At 73.3% G+C, this 19679-nt stretch carries 18 protein-coding genes; 12 read left to right on the forward strand and 6 right to left on the reverse strand.

Annotated elements, in window-relative coordinates; translation table 11 throughout:
• Positions 1–81: 81 nt before the first annotated feature.
• From ACOACO_RS06320 to ACOACO_RS06335, 4 genes are read right to left on the reverse strand one after another with little or no spacing between them, the layout of a single operon-like run.
• Complete coding sequence (locus tag ACOACO_RS06320) at positions 82–1314, reverse strand: CynX/NimT family MFS transporter (protein ID WP_420295391.1); 1233 nt, start codon at positions 1312–1314, stop codon at positions 82–84.
• Positions 1311–2555: an NAD(P)/FAD-dependent oxidoreductase gene (locus tag ACOACO_RS06325; protein WP_420295392.1), complete on the reverse strand. Its 1245-nt coding sequence runs from the start codon at positions 2553–2555 to the stop codon at positions 1311–1313. The genes ACOACO_RS06320 and ACOACO_RS06325 overlap by 4 nt, the downstream gene beginning before the upstream one ends.
• Positions 2556–2583: 28 nt before the next feature.
• Entirely contained in the window at positions 2584–4227 is a 1644-nt protein-coding gene (locus tag ACOACO_RS06330) for an FAD-dependent oxidoreductase (protein WP_420295393.1), read from the reverse strand.
• Between the two features lie 13 nt (positions 4228–4240).
• Entirely contained in the window at positions 4241–5494 is a 1254-nt protein-coding gene (locus ACOACO_RS06335; protein ID WP_420295394.1) for a cytochrome P450, read from the reverse strand.
• A gap of 172 nt (positions 5495–5666) precedes the next feature.
• Between ACOACO_RS06335 and ACOACO_RS06340 the strand changes: the two genes are divergently transcribed.
• The 6 genes from ACOACO_RS06340 to ACOACO_RS06365 are packed head-to-tail and all read left to right on the forward strand — an operon-like array spanning position 5667 to position 11809.
• On the forward strand, positions 5667–5858 hold the full coding sequence (locus ACOACO_RS06340; protein ID WP_420295395.1) for a ferredoxin: 192 nt from the start codon (positions 5667–5669) through the stop codon (positions 5856–5858).
• Positions 5859–5860: 2 nt separating this feature from the next.
• Positions 5861–7204, forward strand: coding sequence for an acyclic terpene utilization AtuA family protein (locus tag ACOACO_RS06345; RefSeq protein WP_420295396.1), 1344 nt, complete (start codon positions 5861–5863; stop codon positions 7202–7204).
• Positions 7201–7512: an AtuA-related protein gene (locus tag ACOACO_RS06350; protein ID WP_420295397.1), complete on the forward strand. Its 312-nt coding sequence runs from the start codon at positions 7201–7203 to the stop codon at positions 7510–7512. The genes ACOACO_RS06345 and ACOACO_RS06350 overlap by 4 nt, the downstream gene beginning before the upstream one ends.
• Before the next feature lie 43 nt (positions 7513–7555).
• Complete coding sequence (locus ACOACO_RS06355) at positions 7556–9049, forward strand: aldehyde dehydrogenase family protein (RefSeq protein WP_420295398.1); 1494 nt, start codon at positions 7556–7558, stop codon at positions 9047–9049.
• Complete coding sequence (locus ACOACO_RS06360) at positions 9046–10611, forward strand: AMP-binding protein (RefSeq protein WP_420295399.1); 1566 nt, start codon at positions 9046–9048, stop codon at positions 10609–10611. The genes ACOACO_RS06355 and ACOACO_RS06360 overlap by 4 nt, the downstream gene beginning before the upstream one ends.
• Positions 10604–11809 (forward strand): CaiB/BaiF CoA transferase family protein, encoded by a 1206-nt coding sequence (locus ACOACO_RS06365; RefSeq protein ID WP_420295400.1) that lies wholly within the window; start codon positions 10604–10606, stop codon positions 11807–11809. The genes ACOACO_RS06360 and ACOACO_RS06365 overlap by 8 nt, the downstream gene beginning before the upstream one ends.
• A gap of 45 nt (positions 11810–11854) precedes the next feature.
• Here ACOACO_RS06365 and ACOACO_RS06370 read toward each other — a convergent pair whose 3' ends face one another.
• Positions 11855–12895, reverse strand: coding sequence for an LLM class flavin-dependent oxidoreductase (locus ACOACO_RS06370; protein WP_420295401.1), 1041 nt, complete (start codon positions 12893–12895; stop codon positions 11855–11857).
• Between the two features lie 195 nt (positions 12896–13090).
• Between ACOACO_RS06370 and ACOACO_RS06375 the strand changes: the two genes are divergently transcribed.
• The 6 genes from ACOACO_RS06375 to ACOACO_RS06400 all read left to right on the forward strand — a co-directional run bounded on the left by ACOACO_RS06375 (position 13091) and on the right by ACOACO_RS06400 (position 18798).
• On the forward strand, positions 13091–14002 hold the full coding sequence (locus ACOACO_RS06375; RefSeq protein WP_420295402.1) for an alpha/beta hydrolase: 912 nt from the start codon (positions 13091–13093) through the stop codon (positions 14000–14002).
• A gap of 98 nt (positions 14003–14100) precedes the next feature.
• Entirely contained in the window at positions 14101–15300 is a 1200-nt protein-coding gene (locus tag ACOACO_RS06380) for an ABC transporter substrate-binding protein (protein ID WP_420295403.1), read from the forward strand.
• A 127-nt stretch (positions 15301–15427) separates the two neighbouring features.
• The gene (locus ACOACO_RS06385; protein WP_420295404.1) at positions 15428–16315 is read left to right on the forward strand and encodes a branched-chain amino acid ABC transporter permease; all 888 of its coding nucleotides are present in this window, start codon (positions 15428–15430) and stop codon (positions 16313–16315) included.
• Complete coding sequence (locus ACOACO_RS06390) at positions 16312–17277, forward strand: branched-chain amino acid ABC transporter permease (RefSeq protein WP_420295405.1); 966 nt, start codon at positions 16312–16314, stop codon at positions 17275–17277. Before ACOACO_RS06385 ends, ACOACO_RS06390 begins: the two co-directional genes overlap by 4 nt.
• Entirely contained in the window at positions 17274–18080 is an 807-nt protein-coding gene (locus ACOACO_RS06395) for an ABC transporter ATP-binding protein (protein ID WP_420295406.1), read from the forward strand. Before ACOACO_RS06390 ends, ACOACO_RS06395 begins: the two co-directional genes overlap by 4 nt.
• Positions 18073–18798, forward strand: a complete 726-nt coding sequence (locus tag ACOACO_RS06400; protein ID WP_420295407.1) for an ABC transporter ATP-binding protein — start codon at positions 18073–18075, stop codon at positions 18796–18798. The genes ACOACO_RS06395 and ACOACO_RS06400 overlap by 8 nt, the downstream gene beginning before the upstream one ends.
• Positions 18799–18920: 122 nt before the next feature.
• Here the strand turns inward: ACOACO_RS06400 and ACOACO_RS06405 are convergent, their stop codons facing one another.
• The gene (locus tag ACOACO_RS06405) at positions 18921–19676 is read right to left on the reverse strand and encodes a FadR/GntR family transcriptional regulator (RefSeq protein WP_420295408.1); all 756 of its coding nucleotides are present in this window, start codon (positions 19674–19676) and stop codon (positions 18921–18923) included.
• Between the last annotated feature and the right edge of the window lie 3 nt (positions 19677–19679).

Raw genomic sequence — 19679 nt, forward strand, 5'->3', positions numbered from 1 at the left:
CCGCCCGGCCCCGCGCCGTCGTCCCGACGGCCCGGGGCCGCGGTGCGTCCGCGTCGGGACGCGGCCGCGGAGGAGCGGGGGTCACACGGAGCGGCCGGGCCGGTACGCCGCGACCGCGCCGAGCACGACCACGGACAGGGCGAGCATCACGCCGTACCCCGCGGCGAAGCCGCCGGTGAGGTCGCGCAGCACCCCCAGCACGAGGGGTCCGAGGGCACCGGCGAGGTAGGCCACGAGCACGACCATGGCCCCCAGGCGCGCCGCGTCGGCCTGGGTGTGGGTGACGTCGGTGATGAGCACGAGCCCGAGGGCGGAGCCACCGCCGACCCCCATGCCGAACAGCGCCATGGTCGGCACGGCGAGTCCGACGGGGTCGACGAGCAGCAGGGAGATGCCCACGACGGTCGAGGCGACCACCAGCCCGAGCAGGGGGCGCCGGTCGAGGGTGTGGTCGGCCAGGGCCGGCAGGGTCAGCATGGTGACGACCTGCACGACCTGGAAGAGCACGAACAGGTTCGCCGCCTCCTGGGCCCCCAGGCCGTGGCTGACGTAGAGGGGCGTGATCCACGCGAGCCCGCTGAAGCCGACGATCATCTGCGAGGTCGTGAAGAGCGTGACCCACCACGCGGTCGACGACCGCCACGGCATCCGGTGGTCGACCACGACGGCGGGGGCGCCGGCGTCGGGACGGGGCCCGCGCAGCGCGGGGGTCAGCAGCAGCCAGGCGGCGGCTGTCGCCGCGCTCACCGCGCCCCAGAAGGCCAGCGCGGGGCGCCACCCGCCGAGCAGGTGCTCCAGCGGCACGGCCGTTCCTGCCGCCACGGCGACGCCGAGGGCGAGGCCGGTGGAGTAGACACCCGTCGTCAGCCCGCGGATGCGCGGGACGTGGTGGGCGATGAGGGAGGGCATGAGTGCGGAGCAGCCCCCCATCGCCCCGCCCGCGACCGCGGCGCTGAGGAACAGCAGGGGGGTGCTCAGCGGGAGCACGCGCACGAGCCCGGCGACGGCGAGCAGCAGCATGAGGACGCCGGTGGCGAGCTCGGCGCCGATCCGCACACCCAGCCGCTGCCCGAGCGGGGCCGAGAGACCCATGAAGGCGACGGCGACGGAGGTGAGCAGGCCCGCGGCCGTGCTCGACAGACCGAGGTCGCGGTCGATCGCGTCGACGAGCGGGGGCAGCGCGCCCATGCTGGCGCGCAGGTTGAGCCCGATGACGGCGACCATCGCCACCACGACACCGACGGGCAGGTGCGAGGGCCGGGGCGCGCCCGTCCGTGCCGCGGACGGCGGGACGGGGACCGGCGCCTCGCTCACCCGGCCGGCTCGAGGGCGCGGGCCGCGCGGGCCTGCGTCACCGCGGTGCGGAACTCCAGCATCCGCTTTCCCATCCCGAGGAGCACCACGCCGAGCAGGACGCCGTCCGCGTCGTGGTAGCCGACCGCCGCCTCGTCGGTCAGGTCGCCCTCCAGCACCCGCACGTCGTCCAGGCCGAGGTGGGGGACGCCGAACGACTGGAGGCGTACGCCGTACTGCTCGCTCCAGAAGGTGGGCAGCGGTGCGAGCCGCTCCGTCGGGCGGGTACCGGCGAGGCCCGCGAGCAGGCTCGCGGCCGCGTGGGCGGCCATGTCCGTCGGCATCGTCCAGTGCTCCACCCGCAGGGACCGGTCGCCGTACCCCGCCACCGGGAACCGGGCGACGTCACCGACGACGACGACCTGGGGCACGGGCTCGCCGCCCCGAAGGGGGTGGAGATCGGCGTCGCACAGCACGCCGTCGGTGAGGTCGAGACCGGTCCCGGCCAACGCCTCCACGTTGGCCTGCGAGCCGACGGCCTCGACGACCACGTCGGTGGGGACCCGGGCCCCGTTGTCCAGGACCACCTCGAGGTGCTCCCCGGCGTCCTCCAGCGCACTGACCGTGCGGCCCAGGGCGAAGCGCACACCGTGCGCCTCGTGGCGTCGCTGCACCTCCCGGGCGACGAGGCCGCCCAGCGGCCGCTGCAGGGGGGCTGCCAGCGGCTCGACGATCGTCACGTCGCAGCCCAGCGTGGTGGCGGTGGCCGCCACCTCGCAGCCGATGAACCCGCCCCCGACGACGACCACGCGGGTGCCCCGCCGCAGCTCGGGCGCGAGCCTGCGGGCGTCCTCGACGGTGCGGATCCGGTGGCGCCAGCGCGGGTCGCCGGGCAGGTCGAGGGCACGGGCACGCACGCCGGTGGCGACCACGAGACCGTCGTACCCGACGACGTCCCCGCCGTCCGTGGTCACGGTGCGGGCGTCGAGGTCGACGGCGACGACGCGCTCGCCGAGCCGCCAGTCGACCCCCTCCTGCGTGGCGGGGCGCTGGCGGAACGGCAGGCGGTCGAGGTCGGCGGTCCCGCGCAGCACCTCCTTCGACAGGGGCGGGCGGTTGTACGGCGGGTGCGCCTCCTCGCCGAGCACCACCAACGGTCCGTGGTGCCCGGCCGCGCGGAGCCGCTCGCACGTGCGCAGGGCGGCGAGCCCCGCTCCGACGACGACGACCGTGGCCGCGGAGGGGTCCAGCGTGCTCTCCATGGTGCTCCTTCGGGATCGGGGGCCGCGCTCAGGTGACCGGCACGCGTGCGGCCGCCCGGCCGGCGCGGTAACCGAAGACCATCGCGGGCCCGAGGGTTCCGCCGGCACCGCCGTAGACCATCCCGGTCGGGGCGGACATGACGTTGCCGGCGGCGTACAGACCGGGGACGGGGACACCGTCGACGTCGAGGACGGCGCCGTCGACGTCCGTGCGAGGGCCGCCCTTGGTGCCGAGCGTCGAGCTCAGCAGCTCGACGGCGTGGAAGGGACCGCGCTCGAGCGGGCCCAGCGTCGCCGCGCGTCCGGGGTAGCGGGAGCGGTCGCCGCACCACCCGTCGTACGCGCTGTCGCCCCGGCCGAAGTCGTCGTCGTGGCCGGCGGCCACCATCGCGTTCCAGCGCGCGACGGTCGCCTCCAGCGCGTCCGGCGGCACGTCGATGGCCGCCGCCAGCTCCGCCAGGGTGTCGGCGCGGGTGACGAAGTCGGGCACCGGCGCCCCCGGGGCGCCTCCGAAGCAACCGTAGGTCTCGGCGAACCCGGCGTCGAAGACCAGGTACGCCGGCTGGTTGGCGTAGCGGAACCGCGTGGGGTCGAAGGCGTGGAACGCGCCGCCCAGCGCGTTGTAGTTCGCGGCCTCGTTGGTGAAGCGGCGGCCCTGGTCGTTGACGACGATCGAGCGGGGGAGGGTGCGCTCGCGCAGCACGAGGAACACGTTCTCGCCGCCGTCGGCGCGTTCTCCCGGCAGACGTACGACGGGCACCCACCACGCCTCGCGCATCATGCCCAGGCTCGCGCCGAGGCGCATGGCCATGCGCAGTCCGTCCCCGGTGTTGGTGGGCACCCCTGCGGGGGCGGTCATCGGGCCGCGCAGGAAGGCGCGGACGAGCTCGGCGTCCTGCTCGAAGCCTCCGGTGGCCAGCACCACGGCGCCCGCCCCGACCGTGCGCACCTCGCCGTCCGCGGAGGTCAGCTCGACGCCCGTGACGCGGCCGTCGGTGGTGAGCAGCCGGGTCGCCCGCTGGTCGGTGACCGGTTCCACGCCGTGCTCCAGGCATCCGGCCAGCAGACCGCCGACGAGCGCTCGACCGAGCCCCTCGAGTCCGGCGGCCTCGCGCCGGGCGAGCTCGTCGGGGGCGAGGACGCCGGTGCCGCCGCCGGTCGGGGTGTCGGAGACGTTCATGCGGCGAGGGGTGCCCACGACGCGGCCGGCCCAGCCCGGCACGCTGTCGAAGGAGAAGAGCGCCGGCTCGACCGAGCGGCCGCCGCCGGGCTTCCCGCCCGGGTGCTCGGGGTGGTAGTCGGGGAACCCGGCCACGAGCTGCAGGCGCACCGGGGTGGATCCCTCGAGCCAGTCGCACATCTCCCCGACGGTGTCGACGAAGGCCTCGGCGAGCGCGGGCGAGATCAGGCCGTGGGAGAGCGAGGACAGGTAGGCCAGCGCGTCCTCGCGGGAGTCGGCCACCCCGGCGGCGCGGGCGTACCGGTTGTCGGGCAGCCACACGACCGCGCTGGACAACGCCGTCGTGCCGCCCACCTTCGGGCCCTTCTCGAAGAGGCCGACGGTGGCGCCCGTGTGGGCCGCGGCGAGGGCGGCGGTGAGGCCCGCCGCGCCGGTGCCGAGGACGACGACGTCGTGGTGCTCGCGGGGCCGGGCGGGTCCCGGCGTGCTCACGGCTGCTCCCCGCTCACCGGCCGGGCGCGGCGTCGGTGCCCAGCAGGCGCGGGCCGGGGGTGAAGGTCGCGGGGATCCGCTGCCACCCGGTGTTCGTGCCCTGGTGGGGGTAGCGCTCGAGCTGGTCGAGGTCGACGACGTAGTCGCCCATCCGGGTGAGGAACTGCGAGAGCAGCTCCTTCGCCATCGCGCGTCCGAGGTTGGACCCGGCGCAGCGGTGCGCGCCGATGCCGAACGCGGTGTGCCGGTTCGGCCAGCGCTCGATGTCGATCTCGTCCGGGTCGTCGAACTGCTGGGCGTCGCGGTTGGCCGAGGACCACGCGATGAGCACGCGGTCACCCTCCTTCATGTCCGCACCCTGGAACTCGACGTCGGTGGTCACGGTGCGCGCCAGCGCCTGGGTGGGCGAGAAGTAGCGGAGGAACTCCTCGAGCGCACGCTCCAGCTTCTCGGGGTGGTCGATGAGGTCCTGGCGCACGTCCGGGTGCTGGTAGAGCCAGACCACCGTGTTGCTGACGAGCGACGCGGTGGTCCCGACCCCGCCGGAGAGCAGCAGGTCCACCATCGCGAAGACCTCGTCGGAGGTGACGCGGCGTCCGTCGACCTCCTGCTGCACGAGGTAGCTGATGATGTCGTCCTTCGGGTCGGCCGTGCGGTCGGCGATCACCTTGCGGGTGATCTCCTCCAGCATGGGCAGGTCCTGCGTCACCGCACGGTCGAACTCCTCGGTCCCGGGCACCGCGACGAGGAGGGCGTGGAAGGCGGAGGCGTACGTGCGCCAGTGCTCGATGGGCAGGCCGAGCCAGTCGACCGTCACGATGGCGGGCACGCCGATGACGGAGGTCATGTCGCACTCGCCGACCTCGATGATGTCGTCGATGAAGGCCGTCACGTAGTGCTGGACCAGCTGCTCCATGCGCTCCACGGCCGCCGGTGCCGTGATCGGGTTGATCAGCTTGCGCCACTTCTTGAACTCGGGCGGGTCGACCTCGATCGGGATGTGGAACGGCGCGGGTGTCTTCGGGATGACCACCGACAGGCCCTCGCCGCCGTAGGAGTTCCGGGCCGACGAGAACGTGTAGTCGTCGCGCGCGGCCTCGAAGACCGCGTCGTAGCCGGACAGCACCCAGTAGCCGCCGTGCGCCTCCGTCCACGCGACCGGGTGCTCCGTGCGCAGCCGGCGGTAGGAACCGGCGGGGTCGTCCGAGTGCGCGTCGGAGTTGTGGTCGAACTCGACCACGGGGCTGCGGTCGGCAGTCTCGGTCATCGTTGGTCCTTCACTCTCGGGTGTTCGGATCGCGTCTGCGATCAGGGGTTCCCACGAATGTGATCATGGTTATACTCGATAGGCGTCGTGTCAACTGCGTCACACCCAGGACGGACACGCCCAGGACGGACCAGGTCGCCGCTCCCGGCGACCCCTTGCGAGGAGGAACCCCATGCACGTGAAGGTCGACGACGACCGCTGCCAGGGCCACGGCCTGTGCCGCATCAGCGCTCCCGACCTCTTCTTCGCGCGGGAGGAGGACGGGAACGCGTACGTCAAGGACGAGCTCGTCCCCGACGACCGCGCGGACGACGCCCAGCTCGCGGCGGACAGCTGTCCGGAGCTGGCGATCGAGGTCGATTGAGCGTGGAGCGCCCGGCTGCCCCGGCGGTCCTGCGCCTCGGCTCGGGGTCGGCCTACGCCGACGACCGCCTCGACTCCGTCGCCGCCATGGCGGCGAGCGGACGGGTGTCCTACCTCGGCTTCGACTGTCTCGCCGAACGCACCATGGCGCTGGCGCAGGTGCGCAGGCGCGAGGACCCGTCAGCCGGCCAGGACCGGCGCATCGGCCGGTTGGTCCCGCTGCTGCGTGACTACCTCACGGCCGGGGGGAAGGTCGTGGGCAACTTCGGGGCGGCCAACCCCGACGCCGCCCGGGACGACTTCGCCCGGGCGTTGCGCGAGGTCGGCGTGCCCGGGGTGCGGATCGGCGTCGTCCACGGCGACGACGTGCGCGACCTGGTGCACGAGATCGACGCCGAGCTCCCCGAGCTGGGCACGACGGTGCGTGCTCTCGGCGACCGGGTCGTCTCGGCGAACGCCTACCTCGGCGCCGACGGCATCGTCGGGTGCCTGCGGGAGGACGCACAGGTGGTGCTCGGTGGTCGGCTGGCCGACCCCTCGCTGTTCGTCGGGCCGGTCTGCCACGAGCTCGGCTGGGACCTGGACGACTGGGACCGCGTCGGCCACGCCACGATGGTCGGGCACCTCCTGGAGTGCGGCGTGCACTCCACCGGTGGCAACTACGAGGACCCGCCGTACCGGGTCGTGCCCGACCCCCACGACCTCGGCTTCCCGATCGGGGAGGTCCAGGACGGTTCGGTGGTGGTCACGAAGCTGCCCGGCACGGGCGGGCTGGTCGACGCCATGACCACGAAGACCCAGCTCTACTACGAGATCCACGACCCGGCGGCCTACCTGACCCCGGACGTGACCGCCGACTTCACGGGGCTCGAGGTCACCGACCTCGGCGACGACCGGGTGCGGGTCACCGGTGCCCGCGGCCACGAGCGGCCGGCCACGCTGAAGGTCCTGGTCGGCGTCGACCAGGGCTGGCGGGCCACGGGTGAGATGTCGTACGGCGGGCCCGGCTGTGTCGAGCGTGCGCGTCGCGCCGAGGAGGTGCTCCGACGTCGGCTCGAGCCGTACGCCGGTGAGATCGACGCCCTGCGCGTCGACCTCCAGGGCGTCGACTCCCTGTTCGGTGACCGGATGCCCGGCGGCTACCCGACAGAGGTGCGCCTGCGTCTCGCCGTGCGCACGACCTCGTACGACGTCGCACGCGTGGCGGCGCACGAGACGGAGCTGCTCTACTTCGGGCCCGCCGGGGGCGGGGGCAACACCAGCTCGGTCGTGCCCGCCCTCGGTGTCACCCCGGCGTACGTGCCCCGCGAGCTGGTGCCCGTCACGACGGAGGTGGGGGTCGCGTGAAGCTCCGCGAGATCGCCGCCAGTCGGTCGGGGGACAAGGGCGACGTCAGCAACGTGTGCGTCTTCGTCTACGACGCCGCGCACTACCCGCTCCTCGTCGAGCACCTGACGGCCGAGCGGGTGCGTGCGCACTTCGGTGCGCTCGTCGGGGGCGAGGTCACCCGCTACGAGCTGCCGCTCGTCCACGGCCTCAACTTCGTCCTCGACCGCGCGCTCGGCGGGGGGGTGTCGATGACGCTGCGGGCCGACCCGCACGGCAAGGCGTTCCAGTCCCTCGTGCTCGACATCGACCTGCCCGATCCCGCCTGAGCGGCGGGCGACAGCCGCCGACCGGCACCCCGAGGAGAGACCCATGACCGCTCACGCCGCGCCGCCCGCCGTGGTGCTGCCCGACGTCACCCGCACGACGTACGTCGACGGGTCCTGGCACGAGGGACGGGGGGCCTCCTTCACCAGCACCGACCCCGCCACCGCCACCGAGCTGGCCCGCTGGACCGGCTCGGACGCGACGCAGACGGAGGCGGCGGTCGCCGCGGCTCGGCGCACGTTCGACGCCGGCACGTGGCGCGCCCGGCCGCCCGTCGAGCGGGCTGCCGTGCTGCGCCGGCTCGCCGGCCTGGTGGAGGAGCACCGCGAGGAGCTGGCGCGGCTGGTCGTCGCAGAGGTGGGGTCGCCGGTGACGCTCGCCCGCAGCCTGCAGACCGCGACCCCCGCCGTGAACCTCGCCTGGGCCGCCGACCGGGCCGAGGCGGGCCCGCGCGGGGGCTACCGCGAGGAGCTGCCGCCCCTGGAGCACCCCGTGCGGGCCGAGAGCGTCCTGCTGCGCGAGCCGATCGGGGTCGTCGCCGCGATCACGCCGTACAACTACCCGATCAACATGGTGGCCTGGAAGGTCGGGCCGGCACTGGCCGCCGGCTGCTCCGTGGTGCTGCTGCCCTCCCCGCGCGGCACGCTGTGCACCGTCGCCCTGGTGCGGCTCGCCGAGGAGGCCGGGGTCCCGCCCGGCGTGCTCAACCTGGTGACGGGCGGCGGCGAGGTCGGCGCGGTCCTGAGCGCCCACACCGACGTCGACCTGGTGACGTTCACCGGCTCGAACGCGGTGGGCGCCGAGGTGATGCGGGCGGCGGCGGCGACGAGCACCAAGGTCGTGCTCGAGCTGGGCGGGAAGTCGCCGACGGTGGTGCTGCCCGGAGCCGACCTCGCGCGCGCGGTCGGGCCGTCGATGCTGCGCTTCTGCCGGAACGCCGGGCAGGGCTGCGGGGCCACCACGCGCATCCTCGTGCACCGCGACGACGTCGAGGCCTTCACCGCGGCGGCGGTCGCCTTCCTCGAGGGGCAGGTGCCGGTGGGGGACCCGCACGACGTGGCGACCGAGGTCGGCCCCCTGATCTCCGCCGAGCACCGCGACCGGGTCGAGGGCCACCTCGAGCGGGCCGTCGCACGCGGCGCCCGCGTCCTCACCGGTGGCGGGCGCCCCGCTGGCCTCGACGGGTGGTTCCTGCTCCCCACGCTCGTGACCGGGGTCGACGCGGACGACGAGATCTGCCAGGAGGAGCTCTTCGCCCCGGTCGCCGTCCTGCTCGCCTACGACACCGTCGACGAGGCGGTCGCGATCGCGAACAACAGCCGCTACGGCCTCAACGCGCTCGTCTGGGGCGAGCACGAGGAGGCCCTCGCCGTGGCGGCCCGGCTCGAGACGGGCACCGTCGCGGTCAACGGCGGTGGCGGTGCCCGGCCCGACGTGCCCTGGGTCGGTGCGAAGCAGTCGGGCATCGGCTCCGAGATGGGGGAGGACGGATTCGCCGAGTTCTTCACCGTCAAGCACCTGCAGTGGCCGGCGCCGTGAGCGGCGCCGCACCGGTCCCGGCCGCGCTGGGCCGTGACGTCGGCTGGCTCGTCAGCGCCTGGGCGCACCGCACGCCCGACCGGGTCTTCCTCCGGTGGGCGCCGTTCGAGGGCGACCCCCGCACCTGGACGCGCCGCGAGTTCGCGACCGACGTCGACCGGGTGGCCCGTTCGCTCGCCGCCCGCGGCGTGCGTCCCGGCGACCACTTCGCCCTGGTGCTCCCGAACGCCCCGACGTTCCTCGTGGCCTGGACCGCGCTCGTCTCGCTCGGCGCGGTCGCGGTCTGCCTCAACCCCCGGCTGAGCACCGACGAGCTGGCCTACGCCCTCGGGCACTGCGAGGCGGTCGGGGTGCTCACGACGCCCGACCGAGCGGAGGACGTCGCGACGGCCGCGCCCTCCGCCCGGCTCGTGGTCGACGGTGCGCGCTGCGGCCCGGGGGCCGAGACGTTCGAGGCGCTGCTCCGCGACGACGCCCCGGCGTACCCCCGCGGCGCCGACGCCGCGGCCCCCGCGAGCATCCAGTACACCTCCGGAACGACAGCCCGCCCGAAGGCCGTCGTGTGGACCCAGGCGAGCTGCCTGTGGGCCGGACAGGTCGGCGCCGCCCACCAGGGCCTGGGGCCGGGGGACGTGAACCTCGTGCACCTGCCCCTGTTCCACACCAACGCGCTCTCCTACTCCTTCTTGTCCTCCCTCGCCTCCGGCGGCGAGCTGGTGCTGCAGCCGCGGTTCTCCGCGAGCCGCTTCTGGCCCACCGCCGTGCGCCACGGCGCGACGTGGTCGTCGGTGGTCTCCTTCTGCCTGCGGGCCCTCCAGACGCACGAGGTGCCCGATCACCACCGGTTCCGGGGGTGGGGGAGCAGTGCTGTCGTGGAGCCGGGCCCGGCCACCGGGGGCGTGGGCGCGATCGGCTGGTTCGGCATGACCGAGACGGTGTCGCACCCGCTCGTGAGCGACCTCCACCTCCCGGGTCCCCCGGGCTCCATGGGTCGCCCGGCCGCCGGTTACGGCGTACGTCTCGTCGATCCCGACGGGCGACAGGTCGCCGCGGGCGGGGCGGGCGAGCTCGAGATACGGGGCGTGCGGGGCGTCTCGTTGTTCGCCGAGTACCTCGGCGACCCGCGGGCGACCGCGGCCGCGTTCACCCCCGACGGCTGGTTCCGCACGGGCGACCGGGTCCGGCTCGACGAGCGCGGCGACTGGTGGTTCGTCGAGCGCGACAAGGACGTGCTGAAGGTCGGCGGGGAGAACATCGGGGCTCCCGAGGTCGAGCGCGTGCTGCGCGCCGTGCCCGGTGTGCACGAGGTCGCCGTGGTCGGCCGGCCCGACCGGATGCTCGGGGAGGTGCCGGTCGCCTTCGTGACCGCCCGTCCCGGGGAGCACCTCGACCTCGAGGGGGCCCACGCCCGCTGCGGGGAGCTGCTCACCGACTTCAAGCGCCCACGTGAGATCAGGGTGGTGGACGAGCTGCCGCGCTCCACGCTCGACAAGGTGGCGAAGGCGGTGCTGCGCGAGCGGCTCCGCGCGGAGACCGACGCGGAGGAGGTCGCCGGTGCGTGAGGACGCGGCGGAGGCCACCGGGAGCGGGCCGCTCGCCGGCGTGCGGGTGGTCGAGCTCGCCGGCATCGGCCCCGGCCCCTTCAGCGTCATGCTGCTGGCCGACATGGGCGCGGACGTGGTCCGGGTCGACCGTGTCGGCGGTCCGGGGGCCGACTACACCCCGAACCCGGTGATCGAACGGGGCCGGCGCTCGATCGCGCTCGACCTCAAGCGGGCCGAGGGGCTCGCCGTCCTGCTCGACCTGGTGCGCGGCGCCGACGTCCTCGTCGAGAGCTACCGGCCCGGGGTCGCGGAGCGGCTCGGGTTCGGTCCCGACGTGTGCCTGGCCGCGAACCGGCGGCTCGTCTACGGTCGGCTCTCGGCCTGGGGCCAGGACGGTCCGCTCGCCGACGTCGTCGGCCACGACGTCAACTACATCGGCATGACGGGCGCCCTCCACAGCATCGGTCGCGCCGGGGAGCGCCCCGTGCCCCCGCTGAACCTCGTCGGCGACTTCGGGGGCGGGGCGGCCTCGCTGGCCTTCGGGGTGGTCTGCGCCCTCCTCGAGGCCCGCACGTCGGGCCGCGGTCAGGTCGTGGACGCCAACGTGCTGGAGTCGACGGCCACCCTGCTCGGCCTGGTGCACGGCCTGCGCGCCCAGGGGCGGTGGTCGACCGAACGTGGCACCAACCTGCTCGACACCGGCTGCCCGTACTACGACGTCTACACCTGTGCCGACGGTCGGTGGATGGCCTTCGGCGCCATCGAGGAGCGGTTCTTCCGCACCGCGCTGGAGGTGCTCGGTGTGGACGATCCCGCGCTCGTGGCCGCGCACAAGGACCGCGCTCGCTGGCCCGCGCTGCGCGCGGCCCTCACCGCGGCCTTCGCGCGCCGCACCCGGGACGAGTGGACGGCGGCGGCCGCGGGCCGGGAGACGTGCCTGACCCCGGTGCTGGACCTCGACGAGGCCGCCCGCCACCCGCACGCCGCGGCCCGCGCGGCGTACGCCCCGGTACCGGGCACCGACCTGCCACAGCCGGTTCCGACCCCGCGGTTCAGCCGGAGCGCGACCCCGCTGCCGCCCGCCGCCCCTGCGCCGGGCGAGCACGGTGCGGCGGTGCTGGCCGGTCTGGGGTACGACGACGGGCGCGTCGCTGCGCTGTTCGCGTCCGGCGCCGTGGGGTCGCCGCCCGGCCGGCCCGGCGGGGGCACCACGTGAGCACCGCGTCCGGGGGGCGCGGCGGCCCGCTCGCCCCGCAGCGGGTCAGGCCTCGACGGGGTCCCGCACCACCCGCTCGACGGAGGTGAGGTCCGCGACCGCGGGCACGATGTCCCGGCCGAGGTCGTCGAGGTAGGCCACCACCTCGTCGCTGCTCATGTCCGGCCACTGGGCGCGCACGAGGATCGGGTCGATCGGCACCACGGCGGCCATGGCGGCGATCTGCTCGACGCACTCGTCGGGGGTGCCGATGAAGGTCTCCTTGCGGGCGACCTCCCGGAACTCGCGCGAGAGCTCGTCCGCGCTGCGCGTGGCCAGCTGGCGGTTCGCATAGGCGAGCAGCCGCTGCTTGGCCATGGTCTCGAACCGCTCGTACGCCGCCTCCGTCGTAGCGGCCGGGATGATCTCGCGCCGCAGCGGGTGGCGGACCTGCGGCCGCCCCACGAGCTCGCGCTCGTCCTCGTAGAGGGAGAGCAGGCGCACCATCTCCGGGCCCCTCGTCTCCGGCGTGATCGGCCAGCCGTCGCCCAGCCTGGCCGAGCGCCGCACCCCGTGGTCCTTCATCGCCCCGATCCAGATGGGCGGGTGCGGCGTCTGGTAGGGCCGGATGTGGGTCCGCCCGTCCGTCAGGGACCAGAACCGGCCCTCGTGGGTCACGACGTCCTGGGTCCACATCTTCCGCATGATCTCCAGCGACTCCTCGAACATCGCGAAGCGCTGCCGGAAGTCCACGCCCAGGGCGGTGAACTCGTCCTCGCGGTAGCCCGCACCCGCACCCACGACGAGACGTCCCCGGGTGAGGATGTCGAGCGTCGCGAGGTCCTCAGCGAGCATCACCGGGTGGTACAGCGGCACCTGGACCACGGTCGTCGCGAGGGTGACGTGCTCGTCGAGCTCCGCGGCGACACGCGCCAGGGTCGGGATCGGCTGGAGCCAGCGGAGGTCGCCGTACAGGAAGTGCTGGCCCATGGTGATGTGGGAGATCCCGTTGCGCTGGGCGGCCTCGACCTGCCGCAGCAGCCCGTCGAGGTGGTCGTGGGGGGAGACGCTGCCCTGCACGTCACCGAGGATCACGCCGATCTGCACCTGGTGCCTCCCGTCGCCGTCGTGGCCCGCCGCCGGCCCACCATGCGTACCTATCATATGCATGGTTTGCGTCACAGCGACGCGTCAGGGAGGTCGGGCATGGAAGCAGGGCTGGAGAGCGGGACCGAGGTCGCGGCACCGGGCGGGGCAGCACCCGGAGGTGGATTCCGGTACGCCGAGCGACTGGATCCACAGGTGGCGGCCGCACTGTCCGGTGCGCCCGTCTACGACCTGGGCGACATCCCGGCGGCCCGGGAGCGCCGACGGGCGCTCGCGGAAGCGACGCGCTCGCGGGCGGTGGCGGCGCCGGGCGTCCTCGTCGAGGAGCGGACGCTCCCGCGGCCCGGTGGCCCGGCCGGGGGTGACGACGTCGTCGTGCGGATCCACCGACCGTCGGGTGGTGCGGCCGGCGGACGACTCCTGTGGGTGCACGGCGGCGGACACGTGCTGGGCGAGGCGGCGCAGGACGACTGGCTGCTGGCCGACGTCGTGGTGCGCACGGGGTGCACGGCGGTCGCGGTCGACTGGCGTCGCGCGCCGGAGCACCCCTTCCCCGCAGCCCTCGACGACTGCTGGGCGGGCCTCGTGTGGCTCGCCGGCCAAGGTGGCGGGCCTCTCGTCGTGGCGGGCGCCAGCTCGGGTGGCGGCCTGGCCGCGGGTCTCGTGCTCCTGGCTCGCGACCGTGCCGAGGTGCGCGTCGATGCCCAGCTCCTCGTCTATCCCATGCTCGACGACCGTCACCTCACGCCGTCGAGCCGCGCCGTCACCGATCCACGCGTGTGGCACCGAGGTCTGAACGAGCGCGCCTGGGCGGCCTACCTGGGCGGGGAGCCGGGCGGCGCAGGGGTGTCGCCCTACGCTGCCCCCTCCCGCGCCGAGGACCTCGCCGGCCTCCCGCCGACCTGGATGGCGACCGGGGAGCTGGACGCGTTCGTCGACGAGGACGTCGACTACGCCGCGCGCCTCCTGCGCTCGGGTGTGTCCACCGAGCTGCACGTCTACCCCGGCGCCGTCCACGGTTTCGACCTGCTCGCGCCGGACGCTGCGGTGTCCCGGCGGTTCGCGGACGACCGTGCGGCGGCCTTCGAGCGGTTGCTCGCGGTCTGAACCAGTTCCCCGGATGGGTTTACAGGGTGTGACCGGGGTCCTATGGTGTGAATCACATGCGAATCATGCGCATGATATTCAACGTACGAGGAGTTCGGATGAGCGGGTTCATGGGCAGGTCCCAGCGTCGGGCGGCCTTCGCGGTCGTCGCGGCGACGTCGATGCTCTCGGTTGCGGCGTGCGGAAGCGTGAGCGGCGGCGGTGGCCCGTCGGCCACGGACGAGCTTCCGGAGACGATCAAGGTCGTCTCCATCAACCCCACGACGGGGGTCGTCGCGTTCGCGGGGGAGTCGGCGAACAAGGGCTACCAGCTCGCCATCGACCAGATCAACGAGCAGGACTTCCTCGAGGGGAGCAGCATCGAGATCGAGTACGTCGACACGAAGTCGGAGCCGCAGACCGCCGCGCAGGAGTTCACGCAGGTCACCGCGGGCGGCGACATCTCGGCGGTGTTCGGCTCGGTTTCCAGCAACGAGGCGGTCGCCATGTCGCCGCTCGCCGAGCAGGCCAAGATGCCCATCATCTACACGCAGGCCGGTAGTGACGGCGTCGTGACGGGCGACTACACGTGGCGAGCCACCCCGCTCATGCGCGAGTACTACCCGCTGATGGAGCAGTACATCGAGGAGACCGGTGCCGAGTCGATCGGCATCATCTACACCGAGGCGACCCCCACGCTGCAGGACATCGGCACGAACACGCTGCCGGGCCTGGCCGAGGACATGGGCATCGAGATCACCGCGTCGGTCGGCACGCAGGCCACCACCCAGGACTTCTCGGCCCCTATCTCCCAGGTGCTGGGCAGCGAGCCCGACCTCGTGGCCGTGCTCCTGGTGGGCGCCGCGAACCCGACCGCGATGACGCAGCTGCGACAGGCGGGCTACGACGGCCCGGTGCTCGGCAACTCCGGCGCCTCGGCGGGCAACCTGGACCCGGCCGGCGAGGCCGGTGAGGGCATGGTCTGGCCCGCCGACTTCAACTACCAGATGGCAGCGCCCTCCAGCCAGGAGTTCGTCGAGGCCTACCGCGCGGAGTTCGGTGAGGAGCCGCTGAACTACGCGGCGGAGGCCTACGACGCCGCGTGGTTCCTGGCGAAGTCGTTCAAGGAGGCGCAGTCCGCCGACCGCGAGTCGGTGAAGGACGCCATGCACACGATCGCGGAGGAGCCCTTCGACGGGGCGCTCGGCGAGGGCCTCACCTGGGTCGACCAGGACCTCCAGGTCCCGGGTGTCGTCGTGCGCTACACCACCGCCGGTGAGGAGCTCCTCTACGAGGGCGAGGCGCCGGCGACCGAGTGACGACGAGGTGGGTGCGCCCCGGCGCACCCACCTCTGCCGGGTGGGGGTCGCGACGGTGTGTCGTGCCCCCCACGCCCCGGCGTCGGCGACCCCGTGCGACGCCACGACACACGAATTGGGAGGTGCCATGCAGGACGTACTCAGCGTGATCAGCCTCGGCTCGATCTACCTGCTCTTCGCCCTGGGCATGAGCTTGACGTGGGGCACGATCGACATCTTGAACTTCGCCCACGGGTCGATCTTCATGTTCTCGACCTTCACCGCGTACCTGGTGCTCGGGTCGACGACGCTCCCCCTCGTCGCGGTCGTGGCCATCGCGATCGTCGTGGGCGCCGCGATGTCGGTCGCGATCCAGGTGCTCGCGTTCGAGCAGATCATCAAACGGGCCCGCACGAAGAAGAACGCGGAGATGCAGATCCTCATCGGAGGCATCGGCATCGCGATCATCCCGCTCGCGATCGCCCAGCACCACACGAAGAGCAACCCGTTCGGCCTGCGTGAGTCCTCCTTCACGGTCGACACCTGGATGGTGGGCGACCTGCGGATCACCAACATCGCGCTCATGACCATCGTCGTGGCCGTGGCCCTGTGGGCGGCGCTCTCCGTGTGGCTGCGCCGCTCCCGCCACGGGCTCGCGCTGCGGGCGATCGGCGTCGACGCCGAGGTCGCCGCCCTCATGGGCGTGGACCGCCGCCGGCTCGCGCTCGCGACGATGGCGGTCGCCGGCGGCCTGGCCGGCCTCGCCGGCGTCCTGTTCACCTTCTCGCTCGGCGCGATCACCCCGGAGAGCGGGGACACGCTGCTGGTGAAGGCGTTCGCCATCATCATCCTGGGCGGCGTCGGCAGCATGGCCGGTGTCGCGTTCGGCGCCTACTTCCTCGCCGCGTGCGAGGTCTGGGTGCTGACGCAGACCAGCGGCTCCTGGGTGGAGGCCGTGTCCTTCGGCCTCATCTTCCTCGTCCTGCTCGTCCGGCCGGCCGGCGTCTTCGGCCGCAAGGAGGTCCGACGCACATGAGCGGCTTCTACCTCTCCAACCTGGTCCTGGTCCAGGCGACCCTCACCGGTCTGCTGCTCGCGCTCAGCGTGCAGGTGCCGCTGCGGATGGGCGTCTTCTCGTTCGCCGGCGCCGGGGCCTACGGCATCGGTTGCTACTCGGGCGCGATCCTCGTGCTCGACCACCAGATGGGGTCGCTGCCGACGATCCTGCTCACCGCCCTCGGCTGCGGCGTGATCGTCCTGCTGCTCGGCCTGCTGATCCAGAAGCTGAACGGCCTCTACCTCGCGATGGCGACGGTGGCCTTCTGCCTGATCATCAGCGTCGTCGCCATCAACGGCGGCACGGCGACCGGCGGCTCCACGGGCCGGTACGGCGTGATCTCCGACTTCACGATGGGCGCGATGTTCGCCATCAGCGGCATCGCCCTGGTGCTCGTCGCGCTCTCCGAGCGAGGTCGTCTCGGCCGGCGGGTCGACGCGGTGCGGGAGGACCCGGAGCTCGCGGCGTCGATGGGCATCAACGTGCGTCGCCACCGGCTCACGGCCTTCTTCGTCAGCGGCGTCCTCGGCGGCACCGCCGGCGCCATGAACATCCTGGTGCGCAGCGCCGTCAGCCCCCTCGACATCGGGTTCCCGCTGGTGGTGCTCGCGCTGACGATGATCATCGTGGGCGGATCGCTCTCCTGGAAGGGCGCCGTCATCGGAGCCCTCATCTTCACCTGGCTGCCCGACCTGCTGCAGGTCGTCGGCCAGTGGCAGGAGCTCATCTACGGCGTCATCGTGGCCCTCGCCGCCGTCCTGCTGCCGCGCGGCCTCTACGGGATCTACGTGGACACGAAGCGCGGGGTCCAGCGTCGCCGCCGCGAGGCGCGCGCCGGCGCAGGTGGCGCGGGTGCCACCTCCTCCGGCGCCCCGACCGCCGGCAGCGGCGCCGGCGCCCGCACGGACCGGCTCGCGCCGGAGATGGAGACCCAGGCATGAGCGCGACCGACGTGACCCCGCAGGGCGCGCCCCGGGGAGGGGTGCGTCCCGTCCTCGAGGTCGACGACGTCAAGGTGCACTTCGGTGGCGTCAAGGCCGTCGACGGCATCACGATGCAGCTCCTGCCCGGGATGATCCACGGCATCATCGGCCCGAACGGATCCGGCAAGAGCACCTTGATCGGTGCGATCACGCGGCTGACCCGGCTCACCAGCGGCCGGCTCCTCTTCGACGGCGAGGAGTACCAGACCGCGCCGGCCTCCGTCGTCGCGCGCAAACGGGTCTCGCGCACGTTCCAGACGGTTCGGCTGCTGCCGGACCTCACCGTGCGGGAGAACATCCAGCTGGGGGCCGACGCGCGCAGCGACGACACGACCGGCAGCCCGATCTCCCGCCTCATCGGCAAGCGGGTCTCCCCGGCCGTGGCCGAGGCAATCGAACGCACGGAGCTCGGGGGGTTCGAGGACTTCTACCCCTCCGAGCTCTCCTACGGGACCCAGCGGCGCGTCGAGATCGCCCGCGCGATCGCGACGGGCCCGCGCCTGCTGCTGCTCGACGAGCCGACGGCCGGCATGAACCAGCAGGAGCGGGCCGAGATCTCGGCCCTCATGCGCACCCTGCGCAGCGACGGGCTCTGCCAGCTCCTGGTCGAGCACGACGTGCAGATGATGATCGACACGTGCGACCACGTGTACGCGATGAACTTCGGCCGGCTGATCGCCGAGGGCGACCCGCGCGAGGTCGTGCGCAGCCCGCAGGTGCAGGAGGCCTACCTCGGAAGGAAGTGGCGAGACCATGCTTGAGGTCAGCGACCTGCACGTCAGCTACGGCAACGTCGAGGCCGTCCGCGGCATCGGCATGACGACCAGTCCCGGCAAGGTGACGCTGGTGCTCGGCGCCAACGGGGCGGGGAAGACCACGACCCTCAAGGCCATCGCGGGGCTCGAGAAGCCCCACGCGGGCCGCGTGGTGCTCGACGGCAAGGACATCACCGGGCTCGCCCCGCACAAGATCGTGCGCAGCGGGGTGGCCCTCGTGCCGGAGGGTCGCCGCGTCTTCTCCCCGCTCAGCGTGGGCGAGAACCTCCGCATGGGCGCGTACGTCGCGGACCGGACCAAGTCGGCGGAGATGCTGGAGCGGGTGCACGAGATGTTCCCCATCCTCTCCGAGCGCGCCGGTTCGGCGGCCGGGCTGCTCAGCGGTGGCGAGCAGCAGATGCTCGCCTTCGGGCGGGCACTCATGTCCCAGCCCACCGTCATGCTCCTGGACGAGCCGTCCATGGGCCTGGCGCCCGCGATCGTCGACTCGATCCTGGCGAAGGTGCGGGACATGGCCGACTCCGGCATCGGCATCCTCATGGTCGAGCAGAACGCCGAGGCGGGTCTCGACGTGGCCGACGACGTCGTCGCCGTCGCCCGCGGTGAGGTCGTCTACTCCGGGCCGGCCGCCGAGGCGCGGGACAACGCGTCGGTGCTGCGCGCCTTCCTGGGCGAGGCGGCGTTGACGGGACCGGGCGACTGACGTCCGTCGTGGCCGTGACGAGCGCGCGCCGCGAGGTGCGCCGTACGTGCAGAGGTCCCCGTGCCGCAGGGCACGGGGACCTCTCGGCGTGGCGCCGCCGCTCGGGGGCGACGTCGGCGGTCTCAGCCGAAGTAGCGCTGGTCCCAGGGGATGGTCTCGTTCATGAGCTGGGGGAACTTGCGCTCGGCGTACCGCTCGTAGGCCTCGATGTGCTCGCGCATCCGCGCCTGGGAGGCCTCGGGGTCGCGGGCGGCCAGCGCGGCGTAGATCTCCTCGTGCGCCTTGAGGATGGCCGTGCGGCGGTACCCGGGGTAGTCGATCCCGATCACGGTTCCGTCCATGATCCCCAGCAACGACTCGATGACGTAGCCGAACAGGGCGTTGCGCGAGGACCACGCGATGATGTCGTGGAAGCGCTTGTTGGCGTCGAGGAACGAGTACTGGTCGTCGATCTCCTCGCGCATCTGGTCGACGGTCCCCTTGAGGGCGCCGAGCTCGTCCTCGCTCATGCGCGTGGCCGCCATGTGGCTGATCATCGGCTCGACGGCCGAGCGCACCTCCACGATGTTGCGGAAGGGCGCCGACTGCAGCTGCATGAGCAGCACGAGCGTGCTGCCGAGGTGGGCCGCGTCGGGGTTCTGCAGCACGGGTCCGCCGCGGGGACCGGGCTTGAGCGAGATGACGCCCTGGAACTCCAGGAGTCGCAGCGCCTCGCGGAGGGTGCCGCGGCCGGTCTGGTACTTCTCCAGCATCGTGCGCTCGGGCTCGAGCAGCTCCCCGGGCCCGAGGCCCGCCCGCAAGGCGTCCTGCACGATGCGCTGGGCCACCAGCATCGCCGCCTTGGGCGGGCGCTGGCTGGCTCCGTCACGTGGCACCATCGA

It is taken from the genome of Nocardioides sp. CPCC 205120 (assembly GCF_048654585.1).
GTDB lineage: Bacteria > Actinomycetota > Actinomycetes > Propionibacteriales > Nocardioidaceae > Nocardioides.